Genomic DNA, 21,774 nt, shown 5'->3' with positions numbered 1-21,774 from the left:
CGCCCTGCGCCACGACGGTTGAAAGGCCGGTGCCCGGGGCGTATCAACACGGGCGTTGCGACAAGAAAACAAGGTCTCGAGCAGTCAATGAACACGAATACGCAGACCACGCGACTCTACCACAGCCCGTTGTCGCCCTTCTGCCGGAAGGTGCGCTTGGTCCTGGCCGAGAAGAAGATCGAGGTCGAACTGGTCGAGGAGCGTTACTGGGAAAGCCCGCCCGATCTGAAGCGCCGCAATCCGGCAGGCAAGCTGCCCGTGCTGCGCTGGCGCGGGAACATGCTGGCTGAAAGCCAGGCGATCGTCGAATATCTGGACGAGGCCATGCCCAGCCCGGCCCTGATGCCCCAGACCCCGATGGAACGTCACGAGGTGCGGCGCCTGTGCGCCTGGTTCGACGACAAGTTCAACACCGAGGTCACGCAGCCCATCCTGAACGAACGCGTCTGGAAGAAGATCACCCGCCAGGGTTATCCCGACAGCCGCGTGGTCAAGGAGGGCCTGCGCAACATCAAGGAACATATCGACTATCTCTCCTCGCTGCTGGAGGCGCGGCGCTGGCTGGCGGGCAATTCGCTCAGCCTTGCGGATTTCACCGCGGCGGCACATTTCTCCTGCCTCGACTACATCTCGGACGTGGACTGGGACCGCTCGGAGATGCTGAAGGACTGGTATGCGACCATCAAGTCGCGCCCCGCCTTCCGTTCCGTGCTGGCCGATCAGGTTCCGGGCATCCACCCGGCCCCGCATTATGCCGAGCTCGATTTCGGCTGACGGCCCCCAGGGGGCCAAGACGGCGCTGGACGCCTTCGCGCGCGAGGCGGGCTTTGCCAAGATGCGCGTGACGACGCCCGGCTCTGTCCCGGCCCTGCCCGAGCGGCTGCGCGAATTCCTGGACGAGGGGCGTCACGGCCAGATGGCCTGGATGGCCGAACGCACGCATTGGCGCGCCGATCCGGCTGCCCTGTGGCCCGAGGCCCGGTCGGTGATCATGCTGGCCGATCTCTATACCCCCGAGGGCGATCCGCTGGCCGCGCTGGAACGGCGCGACCACGCCGCCGTCAGCGTCTATGCGCAGGGGCGCGATTATCACGACCTGGTCAAGAAGCGCCTCAAGCGCGTGGGCCGGTGGCTGCTGGAACAGCATCCCGACCACCAGATCAAGGTCTTCGTCGATACGGCCCCCGTCATGGAAAAACCCCTGGCCGAGGCCGCGGGCCTTGGCTGGCAGGGCAAGCACACCAATCTTCTGGCGCGCGATCTGGGCAGCTGGTTCTTTCTGGGCGCGATCTTCACGACCGTGCCGCTGCCGCCCGACGCCCCCGATGTCAGCCATTGCGGATCCTGCCGCGCCTGCCTGGACATCTGCCCGACGGGGGCCTTCCCGGCGCCCTACCAGCTGGATGCGCGGCGCTGCATCTCCTACCTGACGATCGAGCATCACGGCCCGGTCGATCCCGAACTGCGCGCCCTGATGGGCAACCGGATCTATGGCTGCGACGACTGCCTTGCGGTCTGCCCCTGGAACAAGTTCGCCCAGGCCGGGACCGAGATGCGCTATCGCGGGATCATCGACGCACCACCCCTGGCGGAACTGGCAGTGCTGGACGATGCGGGTTTCCGGGCGCGGTTCTCGGGCAGCCCGATCAAGCGGATCGGGCGCAACCGCTTCGTGCGCAACGTCCTCTATGCGATCGGAAATTCGGACGATCCGTCGCTGCGGGCGGTGGCGCAGGGACTGGCCCATGACCCCGACGAAACGGTCGCCGATGCCGCGCGTTGGGCCGCGATGCGGCTGGATCACAGCAGGAAATCGTCGCCGTCCAGCGTCAGCTGACCCGCAAGGCGGATCGTCATGTCGGCCCGCCCGTCGCCGTCCAGATCGACCAGCACCTGCGTCTCGTTCCCCGCCGGCTGCCAGATCAGCGACCCCGCCCCGGAAAAGCGGTTGCCGTCGTAATCCAGATCCATCCCGCGAAGGTTCAGCATGTCCAGATCGGGGGTGAAATCGGTGATCAGATCCGCCGATCCGCCGGCACTGTCCGAGGCGGCGAAGAACCGGAACTCGTCCCGTCCCGCACCGCCGGTCATCACGTCGGCCCCCAGATTGCCGACCAGCGTATCGTTGCCCCCCTGCCCCCACAGCCGGTCCGCGCCCGCCTGCCCCCAGAGGATGTCGTTCCCGCCGCCGCCCAGCAGCGTGTCGTGGCCCGCGCCGCCCCACAGCCGGTCGTTCCCGTTGCCCCCATCCACCAGGTCGTTCCCCCCTTCGCCATAGAGGATGTCGTGATGGACATTGCCCCGCAGCGTGTCGCGCCCCGTCCCGCCATGCAGCGTGTCGTTGCCCCAGCCGCCATCCAGGTAATCCCGGCCGGTCTGACCGCTCAGCAGGTCGTTGCCCGCTTGCCCGAAGATGCGGTCGTTGCCGCCATTGCCGAACAGCCGGTCATTGCCCGTCCCGGCCAGCAGCATGTCGTTCCCGCGACCGCCCTGCAGCGTGTCGTTTCCATTGCCGCCCTCCAACCTGTCATTGCCATCCTCGCCCCACAGGATGTCGTTGCCCGCGCCGCCCTGCAGGTTGTCGACCCCGCCGCCACCATAGAGCGCGTCATTCCCGCCCTGGCCCAGCAGCAGGTCGTTCCCGCCGCCCGCCCGCAGCGTGTCGCGGCCGTTCCCCCCCGCCAGGCGGTTGCTGCCGCCGAAATCCGTCAGCAGATCGTTGCCCGCCTGACCATAGAGCGAATCCGCGCCGCCTCCGCCCAGCAGCACATCGTTGCCGGCCCCGCCCCACAACCTGTCGACCCCGTTCCCGCCGTTCAGCGTGTCGTTGCCCGCATTGCCAATCAGCGTGTCGTTGCCCGCCTGTCCCAGCATCTGTTCGGCCGCCCCGCGCCCCTTCAGCAGGTCGTTGCCCGCCCCGCCCAGCATCAGGGCGATGCCCGTCCCCGCCTGCAATGTGTCGTTGCCGTTCCCGCCCCACAGCGTGTCGCGCCCCACCCCCGCGAACAGCCGGTCGTTGCCCGCCCCGCCATAGAGCTTGTTGGCCCAGGACTGCGCATAGAGAACGTCGTTCCCGGCCTGGCCGAACAGGGTATCCCGGCCCCATCCGCCCCATATCGTGTCGCTGCCCGACCCGGCCAGGATGCGGTCGTTGCCGCCCCCGCCCGCCAGAAGATCCGCCCCGTCGCCCGCGATCAGCGTATCGTTGCCCAGCCCGCCCAGCAGCCGGTTATCGCCCCACATATCCTCCAGCCAGTCGTTTCCCGCATCGCCCGACAACGTGTCGTTGCCCCAGCCCCCCTCGATCCGGTCATTGCCGTTCCGACCATAGAGAAGATCGTGCCAGTTCCCCCCGATCAACGTGTCGTTCCCGTTGCCCCCATAGATGGTGTCGCGCCCGGCCCCGCCCTCCAGCCGGTCGTTCCCCGCATCGCCGAAGATCAGATCCTGCCCGTCGCCCCCCTCGATCAGGTCGCCATCCGCGCCGCCGCGCAGGGTGTCGTCGCCTTCGTCGCCGCGGATCGTGTCATGCCCGGCCCCACCCGTCACCGTGTCGTTCCCTGCCCCCGCCACGATCCTTTCGGGCCCCGCGGCCCCCAGCAGCCGGTCGTTCCCGCCGGTCCCGAAGATCCAGCTTGCCTCGTCCGAGGGCGTATCGGCGGGGTCGATCTTGTCGGGATCCACCTCGGGCAGGTCGTAATGGGCCAGGGGGAACATCGCGTTGCCGAAATCCGAAGCCTGCAGGGAACGCCCGTCGGCGGCGGTGATGTCCAGGATCGTCTCGCCCCAGATGATCAGGATGCCTGTCTGGGTGGGCACGAAGTTCATCTGCCAGGTGCTGCGGACATTGCCCAGCAGCGAAAAATCCAGCGTGTCGATCCCCTTGCGGTAATCCAGGATGGTGATCCGGCCCGCGATGCTGGTCGGCATGAAGATGTCGGCACCGTCGCCGCCATGCAGGACCAGCGCGCGGTCCCCCGCCACCAGGATGTCGTCGCCCGCCCCCCCCGTTCAGCCGCGTCGTCGCCCCCGATGCCTGCAGGATGTCGTTCGACGCCCCGCCCGACACGGTGCCCGCCCCCGCGATCCGCGTCACCCCCAGGGTGCCGGGATCGAAGACGAACTGCGTCAGCCCCGCCTCGGACGAGGAGGCGACCACGACCGAGATCTGGCCGTCCACGACCACTGCCGCGATGTCGCTGACATCGGCAAGGGTCATGGCATCGGTGTCCGCGATGGTCGCCAGGTGCACCAGCCGCCCGTCGGGCAGCATGGTCAGCACGGTGATCCCGTCATCGGCCCCGCCCGCGAACAGGAAGGCACGATCCCCGATCACCACGGATTCCAGCGCCGTGACCGACTGGAAGCGGGTTCCCCCCTCGTCCAGGACGTGATCGGCACGGGCGATCGTTCCATCCGCCCCGATCGCGAAAACGCTGAGAGAGTTCGACCCCGCCCCGCCCAGCACCACGAAGCCTGCATCCGCGAACTGCACCACGACCATGGCCGAGGGCAGATCGAACCCCGCCCCGTTCGCCGCGGAATAGACCTGCCCCCCGCTCAGTCGGCCGGTCGCGGACATCAGGTGGGTGGACAGGAAATTGCCGTTCCCCGACGCGGCGATCAGGACGGTGCGCCCCTCCACCTCGGCCGCCAGCACATGGTCGAGATGCGCATCGGTGCTGCCCGCAGGCACGGGCAGGGTCGCACTGTCCGCGACAGTCAGCCTGCCATCTGCGTCCATCCGGTGCGTCTGCAGGACCAGCCCATCCCCCGAGGCCGAGAAGACCACCGTCCCCCCGGCCGTGGCGACCTGCCCCAGGGCGGTCAATCGCTCGCCAAGATCGGTGCCGAACAGCCGCCCGAAGGCTGTCAGCGCCCCGTTCGAAGGTTGCAGCCCCACCGCCTGATCGGCAGCCCCGCCCAGGCTGCCCAGATGCACCATGGGGCTGCCCGCCACATCCAGCAGATGCAGTTCCGGATCGCCCTGGAATGTCGCGCTGCTTGAATAGGCGCGCGTGCGCAGCGCGGTGATGGCGGTCCCCGCCCCCGACAGGCGATAACTGCTGAGCCCGCCGCCGACCTGCGTGGCGGCAAGCAGAGTCAGTTCGCCGCCGACCTCGGCGATGACAAGATCGGTGATCGAGGACAGCCAGCGTTGTTGCGTGACGCCGAAGGTCGTCACGTGACGATACGCGATCATGATGGGTCAGATGGGTTGGGACCGGATTCGTTGGCGGGACTGGCCCCAAGATAAGCGCGACCGGCATCCTGACCAGTCACTGCTTGGCTTGCATTTTATCCAGTCGGGCGGATCAGCCCGGTTCGGCCCCCGGCGTATCTGCCAGCGGCCCATAGAGGATCAGCCCCGGCTGGCTTGCCGGACCCTTGGCCAGCATCGTGGCCAGCCCCTCGACCGTGCTGCGCAGCAGGCGCTGCGTGGGATGGCCCACGGCCTCGGCGAACAGGGCGGGCGTATCGGCGGGCAGGCCATGCGCGATCAGCCCTTGCGCCAGTCCGGGCCAGCTGCGCTGCCCCATGAAGACCACCGTGATCACCCCCGGATCGGCCAGCGCGGCCCAGTTGATGTCGGTGGGCAGCTTGCCGGTCACGTCGGCCCCCGTCACGAACTGCACCCGGCGCGCGGTCAGTCTCCGCGTCAGCGGCATTCCCGCCGCCGCCGCCGCAGCCGAGGCCGACGTCACCCCCGGCACGATCTGGAACGGGATGCCCGCGGCGGCCAGCGCGACGATCTCCTCCTCCAGCCTGCCGAAGATGCCGCTGTCGCCCGATTTCAGGCGCACGACGCGGCGACCCGCGCGGGCATGGTCGATCAGCAGCGCATTCACCGCCTCCTGCTTGGCCGAGGGGCGCCCTGCGCGCTTGCCCACCGCGATCAGGTCGGCATCGGGATGGGCGTGGTCCAGGACCGGCCCGGATGCCAGGTCGTCGAACAGCACGACCTCGGCCTCGGCCAGAAGGCGCGCGGCCTTCAGCGTCAGAAGTTCCGGATCACCCGGCCCCGCCGAGACGAGCGAGACGAATCCGGTATGTTCGGCGGTTTCGGACACGGGAAGCATATGCCTTGCTGAACGGGGTTTCACGTCAGCTATACCACGCGAACAGGTGTGACAATGCCGCGCATTCCCGCGCCCGGGTCCGGACGCCATGGAACCCTTTGGCCCCCCGCGCGTGGAATGGGCAGGCATCAAGGAGAACGGGATGACGGTCATCTGCTGGTTTCGGCGCATGTTGCGGCTGGACGACCACCCTGCGCTGGTCGCGGCGGCACGGGAAGGCGCGGTGGTCCCGCTGGTGATCCTCGACCCCGAGGAGGCGCGTCTGCGCCCGGCCAGCGCGCTGCGCCAGGCCAGGTCTCTGCCCCGGCTCGAGGCGTCGCTGAAATCGCGCCACAGCCGCCTGATCGTGCGTCGCGGCGATCCCGCCCAGGTGCTCGAGGCCATCGCCCGCGAAACCGGCGCGACCACCGTCCATGCGACGACCGGCTTTCCGTTCTATGGCGATCACGGGTTGCAGGCCGCCGTCGAACGCGGCGGCGCGAAGCTGTGCCTGCACCACCCCGCCGACCTCATCCCGCGCGGATCGGTGACGACCAAGGCGGGCGATCCCTACAAGGTCTTCACGCCCTTCTGGAAATCGCTGCGCCAATGCGACATCGCGCCCCCGCAAGAGGTGCCGAAGATATCGTCGCCCGACAGATGGCCCGACAGCGACGGGCTGGACTGGCCCGAGGCACGCCGCGCGATGGGGCGCGGCTGGGATGTCGTGTCCGATCACATCCGCGCCGGCGCGGACGAGGCGCTGGACCGGCTGGATGCCTTCATGGATGACGACATGGCCGATTACGCGGCCAATCGCGATCTGCCCTGGCGCGAACATGGCACGTCCGAACTGTCCGACAGCCTGGCCGTGGGCGAGATCAGCGCCCGGCGCGTCTGGCACCGTTGCCTGCCCGCCTTCCAGGATGGTCGCAAGGGCGCGGACGTCTTCCTGTCCGAGGTCGCCTGGCGCGAATTCGGGCGCGAGTTGATGCACCAGCATCCCAGGATGCCCACCGACAACTGGCGGCCCGAATGGGACGATTTCGCATGGAAGCGCGACAACGATCAGGCCGAGGCCTGGCGGCGCGGCCAGACCGGCATCTCGATGGTCGATGCGGGCATGAGGGAACTGTTCGTCACGGGCCGGATGCACAACCGCGTGCGGATGATCACCGGAAGCTATCTGACCAAGAACCTGCTGACTGACTGGCGGGTGGGGCTGGCCTGGTTCGAACACACGCTGATCGACTGGGATGCCGCGTCCAATTCGATGAACTGGCAATGGGTCGCGGGCAGCGGGGCGGATGCCTCGCCCTTTTTCCGCGTGTTCAATCCCGAAACCCAGGGCGACAAGTTCGACGGCAAGCGCAGGTATCGCGACTATTGGCTGGACCCCGAATCCGAAGGTGCCCGCCGCTTTGCCGAAGCTGCGCCGCGATCCTGGAAGATCGACCTGAGGAAGACCTGTCACCCCGCCATGTCGGTCGGCGAAAGCCGCAAGCGCGCGCTGAGCGCCTATCAGGACCTGAAGGATTGAACCGATGCGGGATGCGCTGATCATCGGGGCCTCGGGGGGGATCGGACAGGCGATGACCCGATTGCTGCAGGCGCGCGGCGTGGCGGTCACCGGGTTGTCGCGCAGCGCCGACGGTCTGGACCTGACCGACGGATCGTCGGTGGCCGAACATGGACAGGCGCTGGCAGGGCGCAGCTTCGATCTGATCCTGAACACCACCGGTGCGCTGGTGATCGACGGCCATCAGCCCGAAAAGACCACCGATGCCATCGATGCAGATGCCATGGCCGCCCAATTCGCGCTGAATGCCACCGGGGCCGCGCTGACCATCCGCCATTTCGCGCCCCTGCTTCATCGCGACGGGCGGGCCGTCTTCGGCAGCCTCTCGGCGCGGGTCGGGTCCATCGGGGACAACCGGCTGGGCGGCTGGGTCGCCTATCGTGCCGCCAAGGCCGCGCAGAACCAGATCCTGCGGACGGCGGCGATCGAATGGAAGCGACGCAACCGGCATTCCATCTTCGTGGCACTGCATCCCGGCACGGTCGAGACGCCCCTGACCGCGAAATACGCCGCCCGCCATCCCACCATCACCCCCGATCGCAGCGCCGAGGCCCTGCTGGGCGTGATCGAGGGCCTGACGCCCGAAGATACCGGCAGCTTCTGGGACTGGAAGGGTCAGCGCGTTCCCTGGTGACGCCCCCGCCATGCCCGCCAGAGGATCAGCCCGCCCGCGACGACGGCCAGCACGACCAGCGCCGGGTTGCCGCGCTCGACATTGGCAATGGCGATGCCCGTCAGTGCCCAGATCACGCTGCCCGCGAACAAGGGCGCGTCGGGGCGCAGCCCCTGCACGGCAATCGTCACGGCGGTGACGCCTGCAAGGCACAGGATGGCCGCGGGAATGCCCGGCAGGATCCCGTGCCCGGCCAGCCAGATCCCCACCGACACCCCCGAGGCCGCCGTCAGCCACCCGGCATAAAGCGCGACGGGCCGCACCTGAAACCAGCGATCGCCGCGACCCGCCCGGATCATCGCCAGCACGGCCCCCGCCCACATCAGCAGGATCATGATCGTGGCCAGCCCCGGCAGCGATTGGGCCACGGGTATCCACAGGAACCCCACCCCAAGGCTTGCCAGCAGGGGCGCGCGCATGGGCCGCCAATCCTCATCCCCGGATCTGCGCCAGGCGCCGTATCCCGCCCCCACGATCAGCCACAGATAGATCGGCCCCCAGATCGCGAAGGCCCATCCGGCAGGCTGGATCGGCGGATCGTTCTGCGGGACGGGAAACAGATCGCCGTCATAGCCTGCAAAGCCCGGAAAGATCACCGGGGACAGCGCGAAGGCCACGGCCGCCACAAGAACCGCGATGGCAAGGTTTCGGTTCGACATCCTGGTCCCCTCTCAACCGGTCACGGCATGCCCGATGCCAACACCGCGCGCGCTTCGGGCGTTCCCGCGCGGTGTCAGTCCAGCGCGCTGCGGGCAGCCGCAAGATCCTCGGGGGTGTTCACGTTTCGAAACGGGTCATGTGGCAGCGCCGACCATTCGGCGCGGGCGGCCTTGTGCGCATCGGTCAGGGCGCGGACGCGACGGTTCCCCGCCAGCAGCCTTGCGCGCAGATCCGACCGAAGCCGCACGGGCCAGAGGCCGATCACCGGGTGATCGTGGCTGCCGTCCGCGTTGCGGCTGGCGGCGATCGCCAAGCCCCTCGGGCCGGCGGCAGCGGCCAGGCGCGACACGAGGTCGCCCGGAACGAAGGGCGTGTCGCCCGCCACCGTCACGACCCGGTCCGCCCCGATCCCCGCCGCCCAGTCCATGGCCGCCAGTATCCCCGCAAGGGGACCCGGATGATCGGGCAGGCTGTCGGGCAGCACGGGCAGCCCGTATTCCGCAAAGCGCGCCGGATCGCCATTCGCATTGATCGCTAACGGTTCGGCCTGCGGATCCAGGCATGCGGTGATCCGGCCCAGCATCGTGGTCCGACCCAATTGCAGCAGCGGCTTGTCGCCCCCGCCCATGCGGGTCGCGCGGCCTCCGGCAAGGATCATGGCGGGTGTTTTCATGCGGCCAAGCAGTGACGCGAAGCGGCTTGACCCGCAAGGGGGGTCGAAACTTGACTTCTTTGATCGGATTCTTTACCCGCGCAAAATAGTCAAGTTAAGCCATCCCGACGGAGATCGACATGACCGACCTTGGTGCAACCCTGACGGAACTGCCGATCTTCGGCATGGTCCGGGACGGCGGCTGGACGATGTGGTTGATCGCGGCGCTGTCCGTGATCACCGTGGCCGTCATCCTGTGGAAGCTGTTCGCGCTGTGGCGCATGGGTGTCTGGGGCGGATCGCATTCACGCCGCGCCGTGGCGCTGTGGTCGCAGGGCCGCGCGCGGGATGCGCTGGATGCCGTGCGTGGCCGCCCCTCGGCGCGGGCCCGCGTCGCGCAGGCCGCCATCGGCACCTCGCTCGATCCGCGCTTCGACGACCGCGCCGCCCGCGAAGAGACGACCCGCGTGGCCCGCCACACGCTCTATCGTTCGCGCGAAGGACTGCGTGCGCTGGAGCTGATCGCGACCATCGCGCCGCTTCTGGGCCTTCTGGGCACGGTTCTGGGCATGATCAGCGCCTTCCAGGTCCTGCAGAGCAGCGGCAACCAGGCCGATCCCTCGGATCTGGCGGGCGGCATCTGGGAGGCGCTTCTGACCACCGCCGCGGGCATGGCCGTCGCCATCCCCGCAGGGGTCGCGCTGTCCTGGTTCGAAAGCATCGCGGACCGCCTGCAATCCGACCTAGAGGATCTGGCCAGCCGCGTCTTCGTCAAGCGCGACGCCCCCGACACCGCCCCCATGCTGCAGGCCGCGGAATGAGCCATTCGCCCGAAGACACGGCGATCGACCTGGGCCCGCGCCGGCATCCCCGCCGGATGTCGCTGACACCCATGATCGACGTTGTCTTCCTGCTGTTGATCTTCTTCATGCTGGCCTCGCGCTTCGGCATGGACGCGGTCCTGCCCATCGCGGGCGGATCCGAGGGGGTCGCCAGCGAATGGCAGGGCGCGCCGCGACTGGTGGACATCCGCCCGGGCGGGCTGGCGCTGAACGGCACGCCGGTCGATCCCGCGGACCTGCCCGCGGCGCTGGCCGACATCATGCCCGACCCGGCGGCAGGCGTCATCCTGCGCGCGCAGGACGATGCCGCCCTGCAACGGCTGGTCGACGTGATGGACCTGCTGAACGGCGCCGGGCTGACCAACCTCATCCTGATCGAGTAGACCCCATGCGCATCGACATGCCCCCAAGGCGCCCGCGCGGCGAATCGATCATCCCGATGATCAACGTGGTGTTCCTGCTGCTGATCTTCTTCCTGCTGACCGCGCAGATCGCCCCCTCGACGCCGTTTCCGCTGACGCCGCCCGACAGCACCTCCGAGATCCCGGCCGAGGCGCTCGACGTGCTGTTCCTGTCGGCCGATGGCGAGCTGGCCTGGAACGACGCGCGGGGCGAGGCCGTCTGGCCCGCCATCGAAGCGCGCGCAACCGACGGACCGATCGAGATCCGCGCCGATGCCGCCACCCCCGCCGCCACGCTTGCGGCGCATCTGAAGACGCTGCGCGAGGTTTCGGATGACGGCGCGCGGCTTGTCGTCAGCGGAGGTTGACCCGATGCCCGCACGTCGCCTTGTCGAAACCGCCGGCTTCTTCCTGATCGCCGTGTCCCTGCATGTCGCGGCCTTCGCGGCCCTGCTGCCCGAGGACGGCCCCCAGGAAGGCGCCGCCGCCGAAGCACCCCCCGCGCAGCTGGCCGCGGGCGGCATCGAGGTGCAGTCCATGGTTGCCGATTGGGAGGCCCCGCCCGAAATCGCCCAGGCGACCCCCGAGCCGCAATCCCCGCCCGACCCCACCCCCGAGGCACCGCCCGAACAGCCGTCCCCCGACGCGCAGCCGGTCGAGACGGCAGCCCTGCCGCAGCCCATGGCCGCGCCCCCTTCGATGTCGCGGCCGAACCTGCCCGAACCGCCGCAACCCCCCGAGGCAGAGGTCGAGGTCGAGGCCCCGTCGGACCTGGCGCTGACCGCATCGACCCGCCCGGGCGAACGCCCGGCACGCCCTGCCCCGCGCCGTCAGCCCGACCCGCAGCCGGACCCGCAGCCCGATCCGCAGCCGCGCCGCGAACCGCAACGCCACGCCCAGCCCGCGCCGCAGCAGCAACGCCAGGCCGCCCCTGCCCCGCAGCGCGCCGGTCAGGGCGGCACCTCTCAGGCATCGCGCAGCGGCGGTGGCGGCGGGGTCAGCGCGGCACAGCGCCAGAACGCGATGAACCGGTGGGGCGGCCAGATTCAGTCCTGCATCGCACGCCGCGCGCAGCGTCCGCGCGGGGTCCGGGAAACCGGCACGACGCTGCTGTCGATCAATATCGGCCGCGACGGCACGATCCGTGGCATCGGTGTCGCGCGGTCGTCGGGCAGCGCGGCCCTGGACCAGGCGGCAGCGCAGGCCGCGCAGCGCGCAAGGCGCTGCCCTGCCGCCCCGTCCGAGCTGACGAATGCCAGCTATCCCTTCACGCTTCCGGTGACGCTGAACTGACCGGTCAGACGTGGTGCAGGACCAGCGGTCGCCCCTGATGACTGACGACCGCGATGGGCGCTTCATAGAGATCGGACAGCACGGCCTCGGTCAGCACCTCGTGGGCATCGCCCTGAGCCACGATGCGGCCTTCCTTCATGGCGATGACGTGATCGGCCCATGCGGCGGCATAGTTGATCTCGTGGACGACCAGCCCGACGCTGCGGCCCTGGTGGCGCACCAGGTCGCGCAACCGGCCCATCAGGGCGCGGGCATGGGCCATGTCCAGGTTGTTCAGCGGTTCGTCCAGCAGCAGCCAGTCGGTATCCTGCGCGAAGGCCATGGCGATATGGGCGCGCTGCGCCTGCCCGCCCGACACCTCGTCCAGGAAGCGATGCGCCAACGGGGTCAGGGCGAAGGCCTCCAGCGCCTCGGCCACGCGGGCATGGTCATGGGCCGTGGGGCGCCCCCGGTGATGGGGCCAGCGCCCGAAGCCCACCAGTTCCGACAGGCGCAGACGGCTGGCGATGCTGTTCTGCTGCCCAAGGATCGCCATCACGCGGGCCAGATCCTCGGTCCGGGTGGTCGAGACGTCATGCCCCCCGACCGAGATGCGGCCCTGCTGCAGCGGCTCCAGCCGGCCGACCAGCCGCAGAAGCGTGGATTTCCCCGCCCCGTTCGGCCCGATCAGCGCGGTCAGCCGCCCTTCTGGCAAATGGGTGGTGATGTCGTGCAGGATGGGCGCGTTGCCGATGCGGTGGCCGACGCCGTCGATGCGGATCATCTGATATGCCCCCTGAGCAGCAGGTAGAGGAAGAAGAGCCCGCCCGCGAATTCGACCACGACGGACAGGGTTGCCGCCTGGCCCAGCACGCGTTCGAACAGCCATTGGCCGCCGACCAGCAGGATGGCCCCCGACAGGGCGGCCGTGGGCAGCAGCGCCGCGTGGCGCGTGGATCGCATCAGCCCGTGGGCCAGCCCCGCGACGATCAGGCCGAAGAAGGATACCGGCCCTACCAGCGCGGTGGAAACCGACACCAGCACCGCGACCAGCCCCAGCACCTGCAGGACGACGCCCCGGTGCCGCAGCCCCAGGGACACCGCCGGATCGCGCCCCAGTGCCAGGACATCCAGCCGCGGGGCCATCCGCCACGCGGCAAGGCCCGCAAGCGCGGTCACGCCCATTGCCACCGGCAGCAGGTCGGGCTGCACCTTGTTGAAGCTGGCGAAGCTGACCGATTGCACCACCGCATAGGCGTTCGGGTCCAGGATGCGCCCCACGAAGCTGGAAAGCGACCGGAACAGCACGCCCAGGATCACCCCCGTCAGGATCATGCGCGGCACGTCGCGCGCACCCCGCAGTAGCAGGATGCCGAACAGGCCCGATGCCATCGCGGTCATCAGCGCGATCTCGGACAGGAACTTGGCCCCCGCCGGCAGTCCCGCGAAACCCGCCACCCCAAGCGATGCCACCAGCAGCGTCTGCAGCAGGACATAGAGCGCGTCGAACCCCATGATGGATGGTGTCAGCACGCGGTTCGCGGCGACGGTCTGGAACAGGACGGTCGATATGCCGATCGCGAAGGCCACGACGACCAGCGCCGCCAGCTTCGTGGCGCGCAGCGACAGGATGAAGCCGCGATTGCCGTCCCCCAGCCCCTGCAGCAGCCACAGGGCCGACAGCCCTGCAAGGCAGGCCAGCAGCCCGCCGAGGATCAGTACCGCGCGCCTATCCATGTGCAGGCCTGCGATGCAGCAGCCACAGGAAGAGAAGCGACCCTACGACACCAAGGACCAGGCCCGCGGGCACCTCGTAGGGGTGGATGATCAGGCGGCCCGCAAGGTCGCAGGCCATCACCAGAACGGCGCCCGACAGCGCGACGACGGGCAAGGTGCGGCGCAGGTTGTCGCCCATGATCCGCGCCACCATGTTCGGCACCACAAGGCCCACGAAGGGGATCATCCCTACGGTGGTCACGACCATCGCGGTCACCACCGCCACCACCGCCAATCCCAGGCGCAGCACGCCCCGCGTGCCAAGACCCAGCCCCGTGGCCACCTGATCGCCCAGCCCGATGATGGCGAAGCGGTCGGCCGCGAACCAGGCCAGCAGCGCCGCCCCGCCCGCGATCCACAGCAGCTCGTACCGCCCCGAGATCACGCCCGAGAATTCCCCGCTGAACAGCCATGTGCCGATATATTGTATCAGGTCGGTCTGCCAGCCGATGAAGGTCACGACCGATCCCAGCACGCCCGACAGCACCAGGCCCGCGATGGGCACCAGCATCACTTCGCGCACCGGCAGGCGCCGGATGATGGCGATGAACAGCGCCGTGGTGGCCATGGCAGACACGCTTGCCGAGACCATCCGCAGCCAGAGCGGGCTGGCGGGCCACAGGATGGTAATCGCCAGAAGGCCCAGGGCCGCGCCCTCGGCGGTGCCGGCGGTGTCCGGCCCCACGAAGCGGTTGCGCACCAGCGCCTGGATCAGCACGCCCGCCACCGACAGCGCCGCGCCGGTCAACGCCACCGCCAGCGTGCGCGGCAGCCGCGATTCCAGCAGGACCAGCATGGTCCGCGGATCGCTGAAGGCATGACCCAGATCGACGCTGGCGGCGCCGATGGTCATGCTGACCAGCATCATCGCGGCCAATGCCACGGCAAGGGCGGGCGTCGCGCGCATCAGTGGGCGGCCGCGAAGGCCTCGGTCAGCTGGTCCAGCGTATCGGTCAGCGCCCGGAAGCCGCCGGCCGAGATATAGGTTTCCGCAGGATCCAAGTAGATGACCTGGCCCTTGGACCATGCCTTGGTGCCCGCGACCAGATCCGAGGACAGCGTCTGTTCCGCGCCCTGCGATTCCTCGCCGATGGCGGCGCTGCGGTCGATGACGATCAGCCAGTCGGGATCGGCCTCGGCGATGAATTCATGGCTGATGCCCTGCCCGTGATCGGCGCGGTCAACGCCCTCGACGGCTTCGGGCAGGCCGGTGGCGTCATGCAGCCAGCCAAAGCGCGAATCCGCGCCATAGGCCGCGATCTTGGGGCCGTTGGTCATCACGACCAGCATGTCGCCCTTGCCCTCGGACGCGGCCCGGGTGGCCTCCAGCCTGGCGTCGATGGTGGCGATCATCTCGGCGGCGCGATCCTCGTGGCCGAAAAGCGTTCCATAGGCCGCGATGCGTTCCCTGGCCGAGGCCAGCAGGTCGTCGCCGAAGGTCATGTCGATGGCCGTGCCCACCTGCGACACCGCGGCAAGCTGGGTCGAGGACCGCCCGCCGACGATCGTCAGGTCCGGGCCCACGCCCGCAAGCGCCTCGAGGTCCGGTTCGAACAGCGTGCCGACCTGGGCCGCATCGCCCACCGCCTCGCGCAGTTCGGGGACCAGGATGTTGTCGATGGTGGCCGCGGGCACGACGCCCAGTGCGGTCAGCGAATCCAGCGCGCCCATGTCGTAGACGGCGACGGTTTCGGGATTGGCGGGCAGGGTGACGTCCCCCTGGGCGGTCGCGATGGTGACGTCCTGAGCGAGGGCGGCGGTGCTCATGGCGATGGCCATCAGGCCGGACAGCGCAACATGGCGCATGGCAGATCCTTTCATGGTTGACCGCGTGTGGCTGGACGTCTGGCTTCACGCATGATGGCGGATTAGCCTTCCCTCGGTTGGACGTAAAGGAAACGAAGCGGGATAAACCGCCGCATCGCACGAATTCTTGACGAAAATGCTTAGGAGACCTAGCTCCTGTGGCATGAAGGTCGCGAAACGCGCCTTCGGAACCTGCGAAAGGAAGACAGAATGCAGATGGATGCCGCCTTCGCCTCGGATCGGGCGCCCTCGCTGATGGCCACGATGGTCAAGCATTTCGGCCACAAGATCGAGGTCGAGCAGACCGACGATGCCGCGATCCTGCATTTCGAGATGGGCGTGACGACCCTGACCTGCGAGGATCGCGTGCTGCGCCTGTCGCTGAACGCCCCCGACGAGGCGCAAATGGAACGCATGCGCGACGTGGTCGAAGGCCACCTGATGCGCTTCGCCCACCGCGAGAACCCCCGCGCGCTGGTCTGGGACAAGGTCAGCGACTGAAGACCGGGTCGCCGCCTTCCTGCGGCATCCAGCGCAGGTGCCAGTCGCCCGTCGGGCCATGCTTGTTCTTGATCATGGCCCAATGATGGCCCCGCGCATCCATTCCCGCGACCGGACGGCAGTGCCACCTGCTCTCGGTCGCGTTCGACCCCTGGCCGGGGGCGATCAGCATCAGCCCCGTGGTGCCGCCCTTCTCGGCGGCAAGCTGCAGGCGGCGACCCGCCGTCAGCGACAGCGGCTGCTGCGGTTCGGACACCACGAGGCCCGTCACGCTGGCGCGCAGCGCCTCCTCGGTCGCCCAAAGAAGATCGACCTCGGATCTGGCGCGCATCAGGTAGATGCGGCCCGCCAGCCCCTCGGGCATGCCGGGGGGATAGAGCATGCCGCGCTGGTTGAACGGGCAGGCCCAGAAGACCGGCCCCGGATGCCGCGCGGCCTGAAAGATCGCGAAGGCATCCCGGCCCGGGCCCTGCACCTCGTGGATGCGGGCGTGACGCAGGCGCAACGGGTCGTCCAGGGCTGATTCCATGCGTGAACATTAGCAGAACATTCGTCGGTTGACAGCCCGTCCGCCACCCCGAGGGGGCTTTTCATTTCCGCGCGACTGGCGTTCCCTGTAGGCGCAAGACGGGGGCGACATGGTTCTGTATCTGGGCATCGACGGGGGCGGCACGGGCTGCCGCGCGGCCATTGCCGACGCGACGGGGCGCATCCTCGGGCGGGCCGAGGGCGGCCCCGCCAACATCAATTCCGATCCTCAGGGCGCGACGGTCGCCATCCTGGCCACCGCGACGGCCGCGATGGTGCAGGCGGGGGCCACCCCGCAGGACGTGATCGCGGTTCTGGGCCTTGCCGGGGGCGGCATGCCCGAAGCCGCCCGCGCGACCGAGGCCCGCCTGCCCTTCGCCCGCAGCCGCGTGGTCAACGATGCCGTGACGGCGGCGCGGGGGGCGTTGGGGGCCGGTGACGGCATCCTCGTGGCGGTCGGGACCGGGTCGGTCTTCGCGGTCCAGCGCGGCGGGGTGCTGGAACAGCGCGGCGGGCGCGGTTTCCTCATGGGGGACGAAGGCAGCGGCGCGGTTCTTGGGCGCAACCTTCTGTCCGAGGCGATGCGCGCGGGCGACGGCTTCGCCCCCGACAGCCCCCTGCTGCAGGATATCCGGCACCGGATGGGCGGATTTCAGGGCATCATCGCCTTCGGCAACCGGGCATCGCCCGCCGAATTCGCGCAGATGGCCCGCAGGCTGGTCGATCACCGCGACGATCCCGCCGCCAGCCGTGTGCTGGACGCCGCCGCCAGCCAGATCGACCATGCGGTCGCGGTGCTGCAGGCGGGTGCGGACCTGCCGGTCGTCTGCACCGGCGGCCTTGGCCCCTTCTATGCCGAACGGCTTGCGGCGCGATGGTCCGTTCGTCCCGCGCAGGGCAGCGCCACCGACGGTGCCATCGCCATGGCCCGCGAACTGGGGATCCCGGCATGACCCGCTGGATCACCGCGGATCTGGTCTTCGACGGTCGGATGCTGCATGCCAACCTGGCCATCGGCATCGAGAACGGGCGCATCGCCGCGCTGAAACCCGCGGACCGGATGCCGCGCGGTCCCGTTCCGCGCACCGACCGCGCGCCGCTGTCCGATCACCTGCGGGGCATCGTGGCGCCGGGCTTCGTCGATCTGCAGGTGAATGGCGGGGCGGGGCTGATGGTCGGCCCCGACACCGATGCGGATGCGCTGCGCCGTATCTGCGCGGCCCACCGGCGCCTGGGTTGCGCGGGCGTCCTGCCCACGCTGATCACCGACCGCCCCGAAACCACCGCCCGGCTGATCGACGCCGCCATCCGGGCCGAGGGCACCCCCGGCCTTCTGGGCCTGCACCTTGAGGGCCCGCATCTGGACCCGCGCCGTGCAGGTGCCCACGACCCCGCCCTGATCCGCCCCATGACCCCCGAGGATCTGGCCATGCTGTGCAGGGCCGCGCGCGATCTGCCCGCCCTGATGGTCACGCTGGCCCCCGAATCCGTCACGCCGGATCAGATCCACGCCCTGTCGCGCGCCGGGGCGGTGGTCAGCCTGGGTCACAGCGACTGTTCCCACGAGGCCGCCGCGCAGGCCATTGCCGCAGGGGCGCGCTGCGCCACGCATCTGTTCAACGCCATGAGCCAGCTGGGCCATCGCCAGCCGGGCCTTGTCGGCGCGGTGCTGTCCTCGGACATCCATGCGGGGCTGATCGCCGACGGGGTGCATGTCTCGGTCCCGGCATTGCGGATCGCGCTGGCGGCCCGTGCCCAGGGGCTGTTCCTCGTCAGCGACTGCATGGCGGTCGCAGACACCGACGCGACCGAGTTCACGCTGCAATCGCGCCGCATCCTGCGCCGGGACGGGCGGCTGACGCTGGCCGATGGCACGCTGGCGGGGGCGGACCTGCGGCTGGACCGTGCCATGCAGGTCGCGATGCAGGCGGGCGCCAGCCGCGAAAGGGCGTTGGCCATGGCCACCCGCATTCCCGCCGACCTGATCGGCGCGGGCCATGCGGCGGGCCGCCTCGACACGGGTCGGGGCGCGGATCTGGTGCTGCTGGATCACGACCTGGGGCTGCGGGCGACCTTCGACGGACAGGACTGGGCGGCGGTCTGACGGGTCGCCCTGTCGCAGGTCTTTCGGGCCGAATGCTCTGGCCCTTCGGGCGGGCGGTGCTTATGTCTGGTGCATGCAAAAAATCGACCTGCCCGAACGCCCCGACCTTGCACGCATCGCCGATGAGGCGGGCTTCACCTTTGCCAGCATGCATGGCGAACCCTACTGGGACGAAACCAGCGCGTATCGCCTGACGCTGGCCCAGGTCGAGAACGACATCGAGGACCCCGCGACCGAGCTGCACGCCATGACGCGCGAGGCCGTGGCCCGCATCGTGACCGATCACAAGCTGATGGCGCAGGTGGGCATCCCCGAGGCCCATATGGACCTTGTGGCCGACAGCTGGAACCGGTCCGAGCCCGAGCTTTATGGCCGGATGGACCTGGCCTATGACGGCAGCGGGCCGGCCAAGCTGCTGGAATACAATTCCGACACGCCGACCTCGCTCTATGAAAGCGCGGCGTTCCAGTGGCAGTGGCTGGAGGATCAGCTGGCCGCGGGACACCTGCCCCAGGGCGCCGACCAGTTCAACGGCATCCACGAGGCGCTGGTCGAACGGCTGCGCGACCTGTTCCCCGAAGGCACCGACCTGCATTTCACCGGCGCCCCCGACAACCCCGAGGATTACGCCACGGTGGAACAGATGGGCTGGGCCGCGCGCGAGGCGGGCCTCGGCGCGCATTACCTCGATCTGGACAAGATCGGCGTCAGCAAGCGCGGGCAGTTCGTGGACGACCAGGACCGCATCATCGGCACGCTGTTCAAGCTGTACCCGTGGGAAGACCTGCTGCGCGACGATTACGCCCGCCACATCAAGGGCGCGGGCTGCCTGTTCATCGAACCCGCCTGGAAGGCGGTCGTGTCGAACAAGGGGCTGCTGCCGGTCCTGTGGCAGATGTTCCCCGGCCATCCGAACCTGCTGCCGGCCTTCTTTGCCGATGACGTGGCCGATGCGCTGGTCGCGGGCGGACGCCCCGCGCCGCATGTCGCCCGCGCCTTCGACGCGGTGGCGGGCGATTTCGCACGCGCCCACGTGGTCAAGCCGATCTTCTCCCGCGAGGGTGCGGGCGTCGGCATTGTCGAGGATGGCGCGGTGACCGAAGAATCCCAGAACCGTGAATACGACGATCACCCCCGCATCGTGCAGGGTTATGCGCCCCTGCCCGACATGGGGGGCTTCCGTCCCGTGATCGGGGCCTGGATCGTGGGCGAGACCTGCGTCGGCATGGGCATCCGCGAGGATGCAAGCCGCATCACGCAGGACCTGTCGCGCTTCAAGCCGCATTTCATCGCCGACCCGGCGGCATAGGAGGAGAGATGAGAAAACGTTCGAGAACCGTCGCCCTGACCATTCTGGGCGCTGCCGCCTTCACGGTCGCAGGCTGCCGCGACGAACAGGTCGAGGCCCAGGCCTATCCCGACCTTGCCAGCTGCCAGCAGGCCGCCGCGAATGGTGGGCTGTTCACGGCCGACCAATGCGATCAGGCCTTTGCCGAGGCCGAGGAGCTGCATGTCGAATCCGCCCCCCGCTATGACAGCCTTGCCGTCTGCGAGGAACAGCACGGCGAAGGCAATTGCGGGTCCGAGGCGCAGCAGAACGCGGGCGGTGGCGGCAGCATCTTCATGCCGCTTCTGGCGGGCTATCTGATCGGGAACATGCTGGGCGGGGCGGGTCGCGGGATGGCCGCGTCGCAGCCCATGTACAACAACGGCCAGGGCGGCTTTACCAATGCCACGCGGACGACCAATTTCGGATCGAATGCGGGCCGCGCGACGATGGCCAGCCAGCAGTTCACCCGCCCCGCGGCAACTGCCGGCAAGGCACCGATGACGCGGGCGACCGCCGCATCGCGCGGCGGCTTCGGCACCGGCACGCGCGGCTTCGGGGGCTGATCAGCCCCCGCGACGCGTGCTGGCCCGCGCCATCAGGCGAAAGCCCAGATCCAGCGCATGGCCGCGCGGCTGGCCGCGTCCGGCCAGCCGGTCGCGGATCAGCCCGATCGCGGCGCGCCCCATCTCCAGCCGGTCGGTCGCGACCGAGCTGACGGCGGGTTCGGCTGCGGCCATCATCTCGAGGTCGTTGAACCCGCAGATCCCCAGATCCTGCGGAACGCGCAGGTTGCGCCGCCGCGCCTCGAACAGAACCCCCAGGGCGATATCGTCATTGTTGCACAGCACCGCATCCGTGCCGGGGCTGCGCGACAGCAGATCCGCGAACAGGCGGCAGCCCAGGCTGACCGATGACGGTTCGGGGGTGGTGACGACCGGATCGTCGATGCCGATGCCCGCCCCCGCCAGGCAATCGCGGAACGCCTGCAGACGCCGCTGGCTGCGCGGATCCATCTGCGCCCCCAGAAAGGCCGGCGCACGATAACCCTGTTCCAGCAGATGCGCGGCCCCTGCCCATGATGCGTCGTAATGGGACAGCCCCACCGCCATGTCGATGGGCGCGGGCCCGACCTCCATCAGCTGCACCACCGGGCATTCCGCCGATTCCAATGCCGCGCGGGCGGCGGGCGACTGGTCGTGGCCCGCGACGATCAGGCCCGCGGGCCGCTGCGACAAGAAGACCCGGATCAGCTTCTCCTCGATCACCGGGGAATAGCGCGTATTGCCCATCTGGACGCTCAGCGCGCTGCCCTCCAGCGCGTCGTAGATGCCGCGCGTCACATCCCCGAAGACGTTGTTGCTGACCGAGGGGATGATCACCCCCACCACATCCGTCCGCCCCGACGCCAGGGCACGCGCAGCGGGGTTCGGGACATAGCCCAGTTCGCGAATCGCCTCGTCGATCCTGGCCCGGGCCTCGGGGGACACCTTGGCCGGATCGCGCAGCGCGCGGGACACCGTGATAGGGCTAACACCGGCAGCGGACGCGACCTCGGACAACGTGATTTTGCGCGATTTATTCATGGTTTGGC

The 21,774-nt window shown here is 69.2% G+C and carries 23 protein-coding genes; 13 read left to right on the top strand and 10 right to left on the bottom strand.

Going from position 1 to position 21,774, the window contains the following annotated elements; translation table 11 throughout:
• The first annotated feature begins 87 nt into the window (after positions 1 to 87).
• Both KO490_RS01125 and queG read left to right on the top strand, forming a co-directional pair.
• Positions 88 to 774, top strand: coding sequence for a glutathione S-transferase family protein (locus KO490_RS01125; protein ID WP_216017555.1), 687 nt, complete (start codon positions 88 to 90; stop codon positions 772 to 774).
• On the top strand, positions 752 to 1,837 hold the full coding sequence (queG, locus tag KO490_RS01120) for a tRNA epoxyqueuosine(34) reductase QueG (protein WP_216017554.1): 1,086 nt from the start codon (positions 752 to 754) through the stop codon (positions 1,835 to 1,837). The genes KO490_RS01125 and queG overlap by 23 nt, the downstream gene beginning before the upstream one ends.
• Here the strand turns inward: queG and KO490_RS16585 are convergent.
• Complete coding sequence (locus KO490_RS16585) at positions 1,801 to 3,930, bottom strand: calcium-binding protein (RefSeq protein ID WP_368500152.1); 2,130 nt, start codon at positions 3,928 to 3,930, stop codon at positions 1,801 to 1,803. The two genes, queG and KO490_RS16585, sit on opposite strands and share 37 nt — an antisense overlap.
• Before the next feature lie 1,385 nt (positions 3,931 to 5,315).
• Complete coding sequence (gene cobA / locus KO490_RS01080) at positions 5,316 to 6,071, bottom strand: uroporphyrinogen-III C-methyltransferase (protein ID WP_303462670.1); 756 nt, start codon at positions 6,069 to 6,071, stop codon at positions 5,316 to 5,318.
• A gap of 97 nt (positions 6,072 to 6,168) precedes the next feature.
• Here cobA and KO490_RS01075 point away from each other — a divergent pair, with 97 nt between their 5' ends.
• Positions 6,169 to 7,599 carry a deoxyribodipyrimidine photo-lyase gene (locus KO490_RS01075; RefSeq protein WP_252726930.1) on the top strand — a complete coding sequence of 477 codons (1,431 nt, stop codon included), beginning with the start codon at positions 6,169 to 6,171 and terminating at the stop codon, positions 7,597 to 7,599.
• A 4-nt stretch (positions 7,600 to 7,603) separates the two neighbouring features.
• Positions 7,604 to 8,272: an SDR family NAD(P)-dependent oxidoreductase gene (locus KO490_RS01070; protein ID WP_216017551.1), complete on the top strand. Its 669-nt coding sequence runs from the start codon at positions 7,604 to 7,606 to the stop codon at positions 8,270 to 8,272.
• Here the strand turns inward: KO490_RS01070 and KO490_RS01065 are convergent.
• The gene (locus KO490_RS01065) at positions 8,254 to 8,970 is read right to left on the bottom strand and encodes a tryptophan-rich sensory protein (RefSeq protein WP_216017550.1); all 717 of its coding nucleotides are present in this window, start codon (positions 8,968 to 8,970) and stop codon (positions 8,254 to 8,256) included. The two genes, KO490_RS01070 and KO490_RS01065, sit on opposite strands and share 19 nt — an antisense overlap.
• Before the next feature lie 74 nt (positions 8,971 to 9,044).
• Complete coding sequence (mobA, locus tag KO490_RS01060) at positions 9,045 to 9,644, bottom strand: molybdenum cofactor guanylyltransferase MobA (RefSeq protein ID WP_216017549.1); 600 nt, start codon at positions 9,642 to 9,644, stop codon at positions 9,045 to 9,047.
• 119 nt (positions 9,645 to 9,763) lie between these two features.
• On the opposite strand from mobA, the gene KO490_RS01055 reads away from it, so the two are divergent.
• Genes KO490_RS01055 through KO490_RS16580 form a run of 4 tightly spaced genes read left to right on the top strand, consistent with a single transcriptional unit; the run spans position 9,764 to position 12,159 of the window.
• On the top strand, positions 9,764 to 10,444 hold the full coding sequence (locus tag KO490_RS01055) for a MotA/TolQ/ExbB proton channel family protein (protein WP_252726929.1): 681 nt from the start codon (positions 9,764 to 9,766) through the stop codon (positions 10,442 to 10,444).
• Positions 10,441 to 10,848 carry a biopolymer transporter ExbD gene (locus tag KO490_RS01050; protein ID WP_216017548.1) on the top strand — a complete coding sequence of 136 codons (408 nt, stop codon included), beginning with the start codon at positions 10,441 to 10,443 and terminating at the stop codon, positions 10,846 to 10,848. The genes KO490_RS01055 and KO490_RS01050 overlap by 4 nt, the downstream gene beginning before the upstream one ends.
• A gap of 5 nt (positions 10,849 to 10,853) precedes the next feature.
• The gene (locus KO490_RS01045; protein WP_216017547.1) at positions 10,854 to 11,234 is read left to right on the top strand and encodes a biopolymer transporter ExbD; all 381 of its coding nucleotides are present in this window, start codon (positions 10,854 to 10,856) and stop codon (positions 11,232 to 11,234) included.
• A gap of 4 nt (positions 11,235 to 11,238) precedes the next feature.
• The gene (locus tag KO490_RS16580; protein ID WP_216017546.1) at positions 11,239 to 12,159 is read left to right on the top strand and encodes a TonB family protein; all 921 of its coding nucleotides are present in this window, start codon (positions 11,239 to 11,241) and stop codon (positions 12,157 to 12,159) included.
• A 4-nt stretch (positions 12,160 to 12,163) separates the two neighbouring features.
• Here KO490_RS16580 and KO490_RS01035 read toward each other — a convergent pair whose 3' ends face one another.
• Genes KO490_RS01035 through KO490_RS01020 form a run of 4 tightly spaced genes read right to left on the bottom strand, consistent with a single transcriptional unit; the run spans position 12,164 to position 15,720 of the window.
• The gene (locus KO490_RS01035; RefSeq protein ID WP_216017545.1) at positions 12,164 to 12,922 is read right to left on the bottom strand and encodes an ABC transporter ATP-binding protein; all 759 of its coding nucleotides are present in this window, start codon (positions 12,920 to 12,922) and stop codon (positions 12,164 to 12,166) included.
• Positions 12,919 to 13,875 carry an iron chelate uptake ABC transporter family permease subunit gene (locus KO490_RS01030; protein ID WP_216017544.1) on the bottom strand — a complete coding sequence of 319 codons (957 nt, stop codon included), beginning with the start codon at positions 13,873 to 13,875 and terminating at the stop codon, positions 12,919 to 12,921. Before KO490_RS01030 ends, KO490_RS01035 begins: the two co-directional genes overlap by 4 nt.
• Entirely contained in the window at positions 13,868 to 14,821 is a 954-nt protein-coding gene (locus tag KO490_RS01025) for an ABC transporter permease (RefSeq protein ID WP_216017543.1), read from the bottom strand. Before KO490_RS01025 ends, KO490_RS01030 begins: the two co-directional genes overlap by 8 nt.
• A complete protein-coding gene (locus KO490_RS01020; RefSeq protein ID WP_216017542.1) occupies positions 14,821 to 15,720 on the bottom strand; it encodes a siderophore ABC transporter substrate-binding protein in 900 nt (299 codons plus the stop codon). The genes KO490_RS01025 and KO490_RS01020 overlap by 1 nt, the downstream gene beginning before the upstream one ends.
• Positions 15,721 to 15,930: 210 nt before the next feature.
• Here KO490_RS01020 and KO490_RS01015 point away from each other — a divergent pair, with 210 nt between their 5' ends.
• Positions 15,931 to 16,221, top strand: coding sequence for a DUF2218 domain-containing protein (locus KO490_RS01015; RefSeq protein WP_216017541.1), 291 nt, complete (start codon positions 15,931 to 15,933; stop codon positions 16,219 to 16,221).
• Here KO490_RS01015 and KO490_RS01010 read toward each other — a convergent pair.
• A complete protein-coding gene (locus KO490_RS01010) occupies positions 16,211 to 16,750 on the bottom strand; it encodes an ImuA family protein (protein WP_216017540.1) in 540 nt (179 codons plus the stop codon). The two genes, KO490_RS01015 and KO490_RS01010, sit on opposite strands and share 11 nt — an antisense overlap.
• A gap of 109 nt (positions 16,751 to 16,859) precedes the next feature.
• Here KO490_RS01010 and KO490_RS01005 point away from each other — a divergent pair, with 109 nt between their 5' ends.
• The 4 genes from KO490_RS01005 (at position 16,860) to KO490_RS00990 (ending at position 20,746) form a co-directional block, all read left to right on the top strand.
• The gene (locus KO490_RS01005) at positions 16,860 to 17,702 is read left to right on the top strand and encodes a BadF/BadG/BcrA/BcrD ATPase family protein (RefSeq protein ID WP_216017539.1); all 843 of its coding nucleotides are present in this window, start codon (positions 16,860 to 16,862) and stop codon (positions 17,700 to 17,702) included.
• Positions 17,699 to 18,853, top strand: coding sequence for an N-acetylglucosamine-6-phosphate deacetylase (locus KO490_RS01000; RefSeq protein ID WP_216017538.1), 1,155 nt, complete (start codon positions 17,699 to 17,701; stop codon positions 18,851 to 18,853). The genes KO490_RS01005 and KO490_RS01000 overlap by 4 nt, the downstream gene beginning before the upstream one ends.
• 73 nt (positions 18,854 to 18,926) lie before the next feature.
• Positions 18,927 to 20,162 carry a glutathionylspermidine synthase family protein gene (locus KO490_RS00995; RefSeq protein WP_216017537.1) on the top strand — a complete coding sequence of 412 codons (1,236 nt, stop codon included), beginning with the start codon at positions 18,927 to 18,929 and terminating at the stop codon, positions 20,160 to 20,162.
• Positions 20,163 to 20,170: 8 nt separating this feature from the next.
• Complete coding sequence (locus KO490_RS00990; RefSeq protein WP_216017536.1) at positions 20,171 to 20,746, top strand: DUF1190 domain-containing protein; 576 nt, start codon at positions 20,171 to 20,173, stop codon at positions 20,744 to 20,746.
• Here KO490_RS00990 and KO490_RS00985 read toward each other — a convergent pair whose 3' ends face one another.
• Positions 20,747 to 21,766: a LacI family DNA-binding transcriptional regulator gene (locus tag KO490_RS00985; protein ID WP_216017535.1), complete on the bottom strand. Its 1,020-nt coding sequence runs from the start codon at positions 21,764 to 21,766 to the stop codon at positions 20,747 to 20,749.
• Between the last annotated feature and the right edge of the window lie 8 nt (positions 21,767 to 21,774).

The sequence above is a fragment of the Paracoccus sp. C2R09 genome (assembly GCF_018860625.1).
Lineage (GTDB): Bacteria > Pseudomonadota > Alphaproteobacteria > Rhodobacterales > Rhodobacteraceae > Paracoccus.
The sequence above is the reverse complement of the archived record's forward strand: the minus strand, read 5'-3'. Positions and strand labels throughout refer to the sequence as shown.

Bases quoted from the DNA above. Each gene is read 5' to 3' on its own strand.
- KO490_RS01070 (WP_216017551.1), top strand. From the start codon at position 7,604: ATGCGGGATGCGCTGATCATCGGGGCCTCGGGGGGGATCGGACAGGCG.
- KO490_RS00990 (WP_216017536.1), top strand. From the start codon at position 20,171: ATGAGAAAACGTTCGAGAACCGTCGCCCTGACCATTCTGGGCGCTGCC.
- mobA (WP_216017549.1), bottom strand. From the start codon at position 9,644: ATGAAAACACCCGCCATGATCCTTGCCGGAGGCCGCGCGACCCGCATG.
- KO490_RS01050 (WP_216017548.1), top strand. From the start codon at position 10,441: ATGAGCCATTCGCCCGAAGACACGGCGATCGACCTGGGCCCGCGCCGG.
- KO490_RS01035 (WP_216017545.1), bottom strand. From the start codon at position 12,922: ATGATCCGCATCGACGGCGTCGGCCACCGCATCGGCAACGCGCCCATC.
- KO490_RS01020 (WP_216017542.1), bottom strand. From the start codon at position 15,720: ATGCGCCATGTTGCGCTGTCCGGCCTGATGGCCATCGCCATGAGCACC.
- KO490_RS01000 (WP_216017538.1), top strand. From the start codon at position 17,699: ATGACCCGCTGGATCACCGCGGATCTGGTCTTCGACGGTCGGATGCTG.
- KO490_RS01015 (WP_216017541.1), top strand. From the start codon at position 15,931: ATGCAGATGGATGCCGCCTTCGCCTCGGATCGGGCGCCCTCGCTGATG.
- KO490_RS00995 (WP_216017537.1), top strand. From the start codon at position 18,927: ATGCAAAAAATCGACCTGCCCGAACGCCCCGACCTTGCACGCATCGCC.
- KO490_RS16580 (WP_216017546.1), top strand. From the start codon at position 11,239: ATGCCCGCACGTCGCCTTGTCGAAACCGCCGGCTTCTTCCTGATCGCC.
- queG (WP_216017554.1), top strand. From the start codon at position 752: ATGCCGAGCTCGATTTCGGCTGACGGCCCCCAGGGGGCCAAGACGGCG.
- KO490_RS01045 (WP_216017547.1), top strand. From the start codon at position 10,854: ATGCGCATCGACATGCCCCCAAGGCGCCCGCGCGGCGAATCGATCATC.
- KO490_RS01030 (WP_216017544.1), bottom strand. From the start codon at position 13,875: ATGGATAGGCGCGCGGTACTGATCCTCGGCGGGCTGCTGGCCTGCCTT.
- KO490_RS01010 (WP_216017540.1), bottom strand. From the start codon at position 16,750: ATGGAATCAGCCCTGGACGACCCGTTGCGCCTGCGTCACGCCCGCATC.
- KO490_RS01025 (WP_216017543.1), bottom strand. From the start codon at position 14,821: ATGCGCGCGACGCCCGCCCTTGCCGTGGCATTGGCCGCGATGATGCTG.
- KO490_RS01055 (WP_252726929.1), top strand. From the start codon at position 9,764: ATGACCGACCTTGGTGCAACCCTGACGGAACTGCCGATCTTCGGCATG.
- KO490_RS01075 (WP_252726930.1), top strand. From the start codon at position 6,169: ATGGAACCCTTTGGCCCCCCGCGCGTGGAATGGGCAGGCATCAAGGAG.
- KO490_RS00985 (WP_216017535.1), bottom strand. From the start codon at position 21,766: ATGAATAAATCGCGCAAAATCACGTTGTCCGAGGTCGCGTCCGCTGCC.
- KO490_RS01005 (WP_216017539.1), top strand. From the start codon at position 16,860: ATGGTTCTGTATCTGGGCATCGACGGGGGCGGCACGGGCTGCCGCGCG.
- KO490_RS16585 (WP_368500152.1), bottom strand. From the start codon at position 3,930: ATGCCGACCAGCATCGCGGGCCGGATCACCATCCTGGATTACCGCAAG.
- KO490_RS01125 (WP_216017555.1), top strand. From the start codon at position 88: ATGAACACGAATACGCAGACCACGCGACTCTACCACAGCCCGTTGTCG.
- KO490_RS01065 (WP_216017550.1), bottom strand. From the start codon at position 8,970: ATGTCGAACCGAAACCTTGCCATCGCGGTTCTTGTGGCGGCCGTGGCC.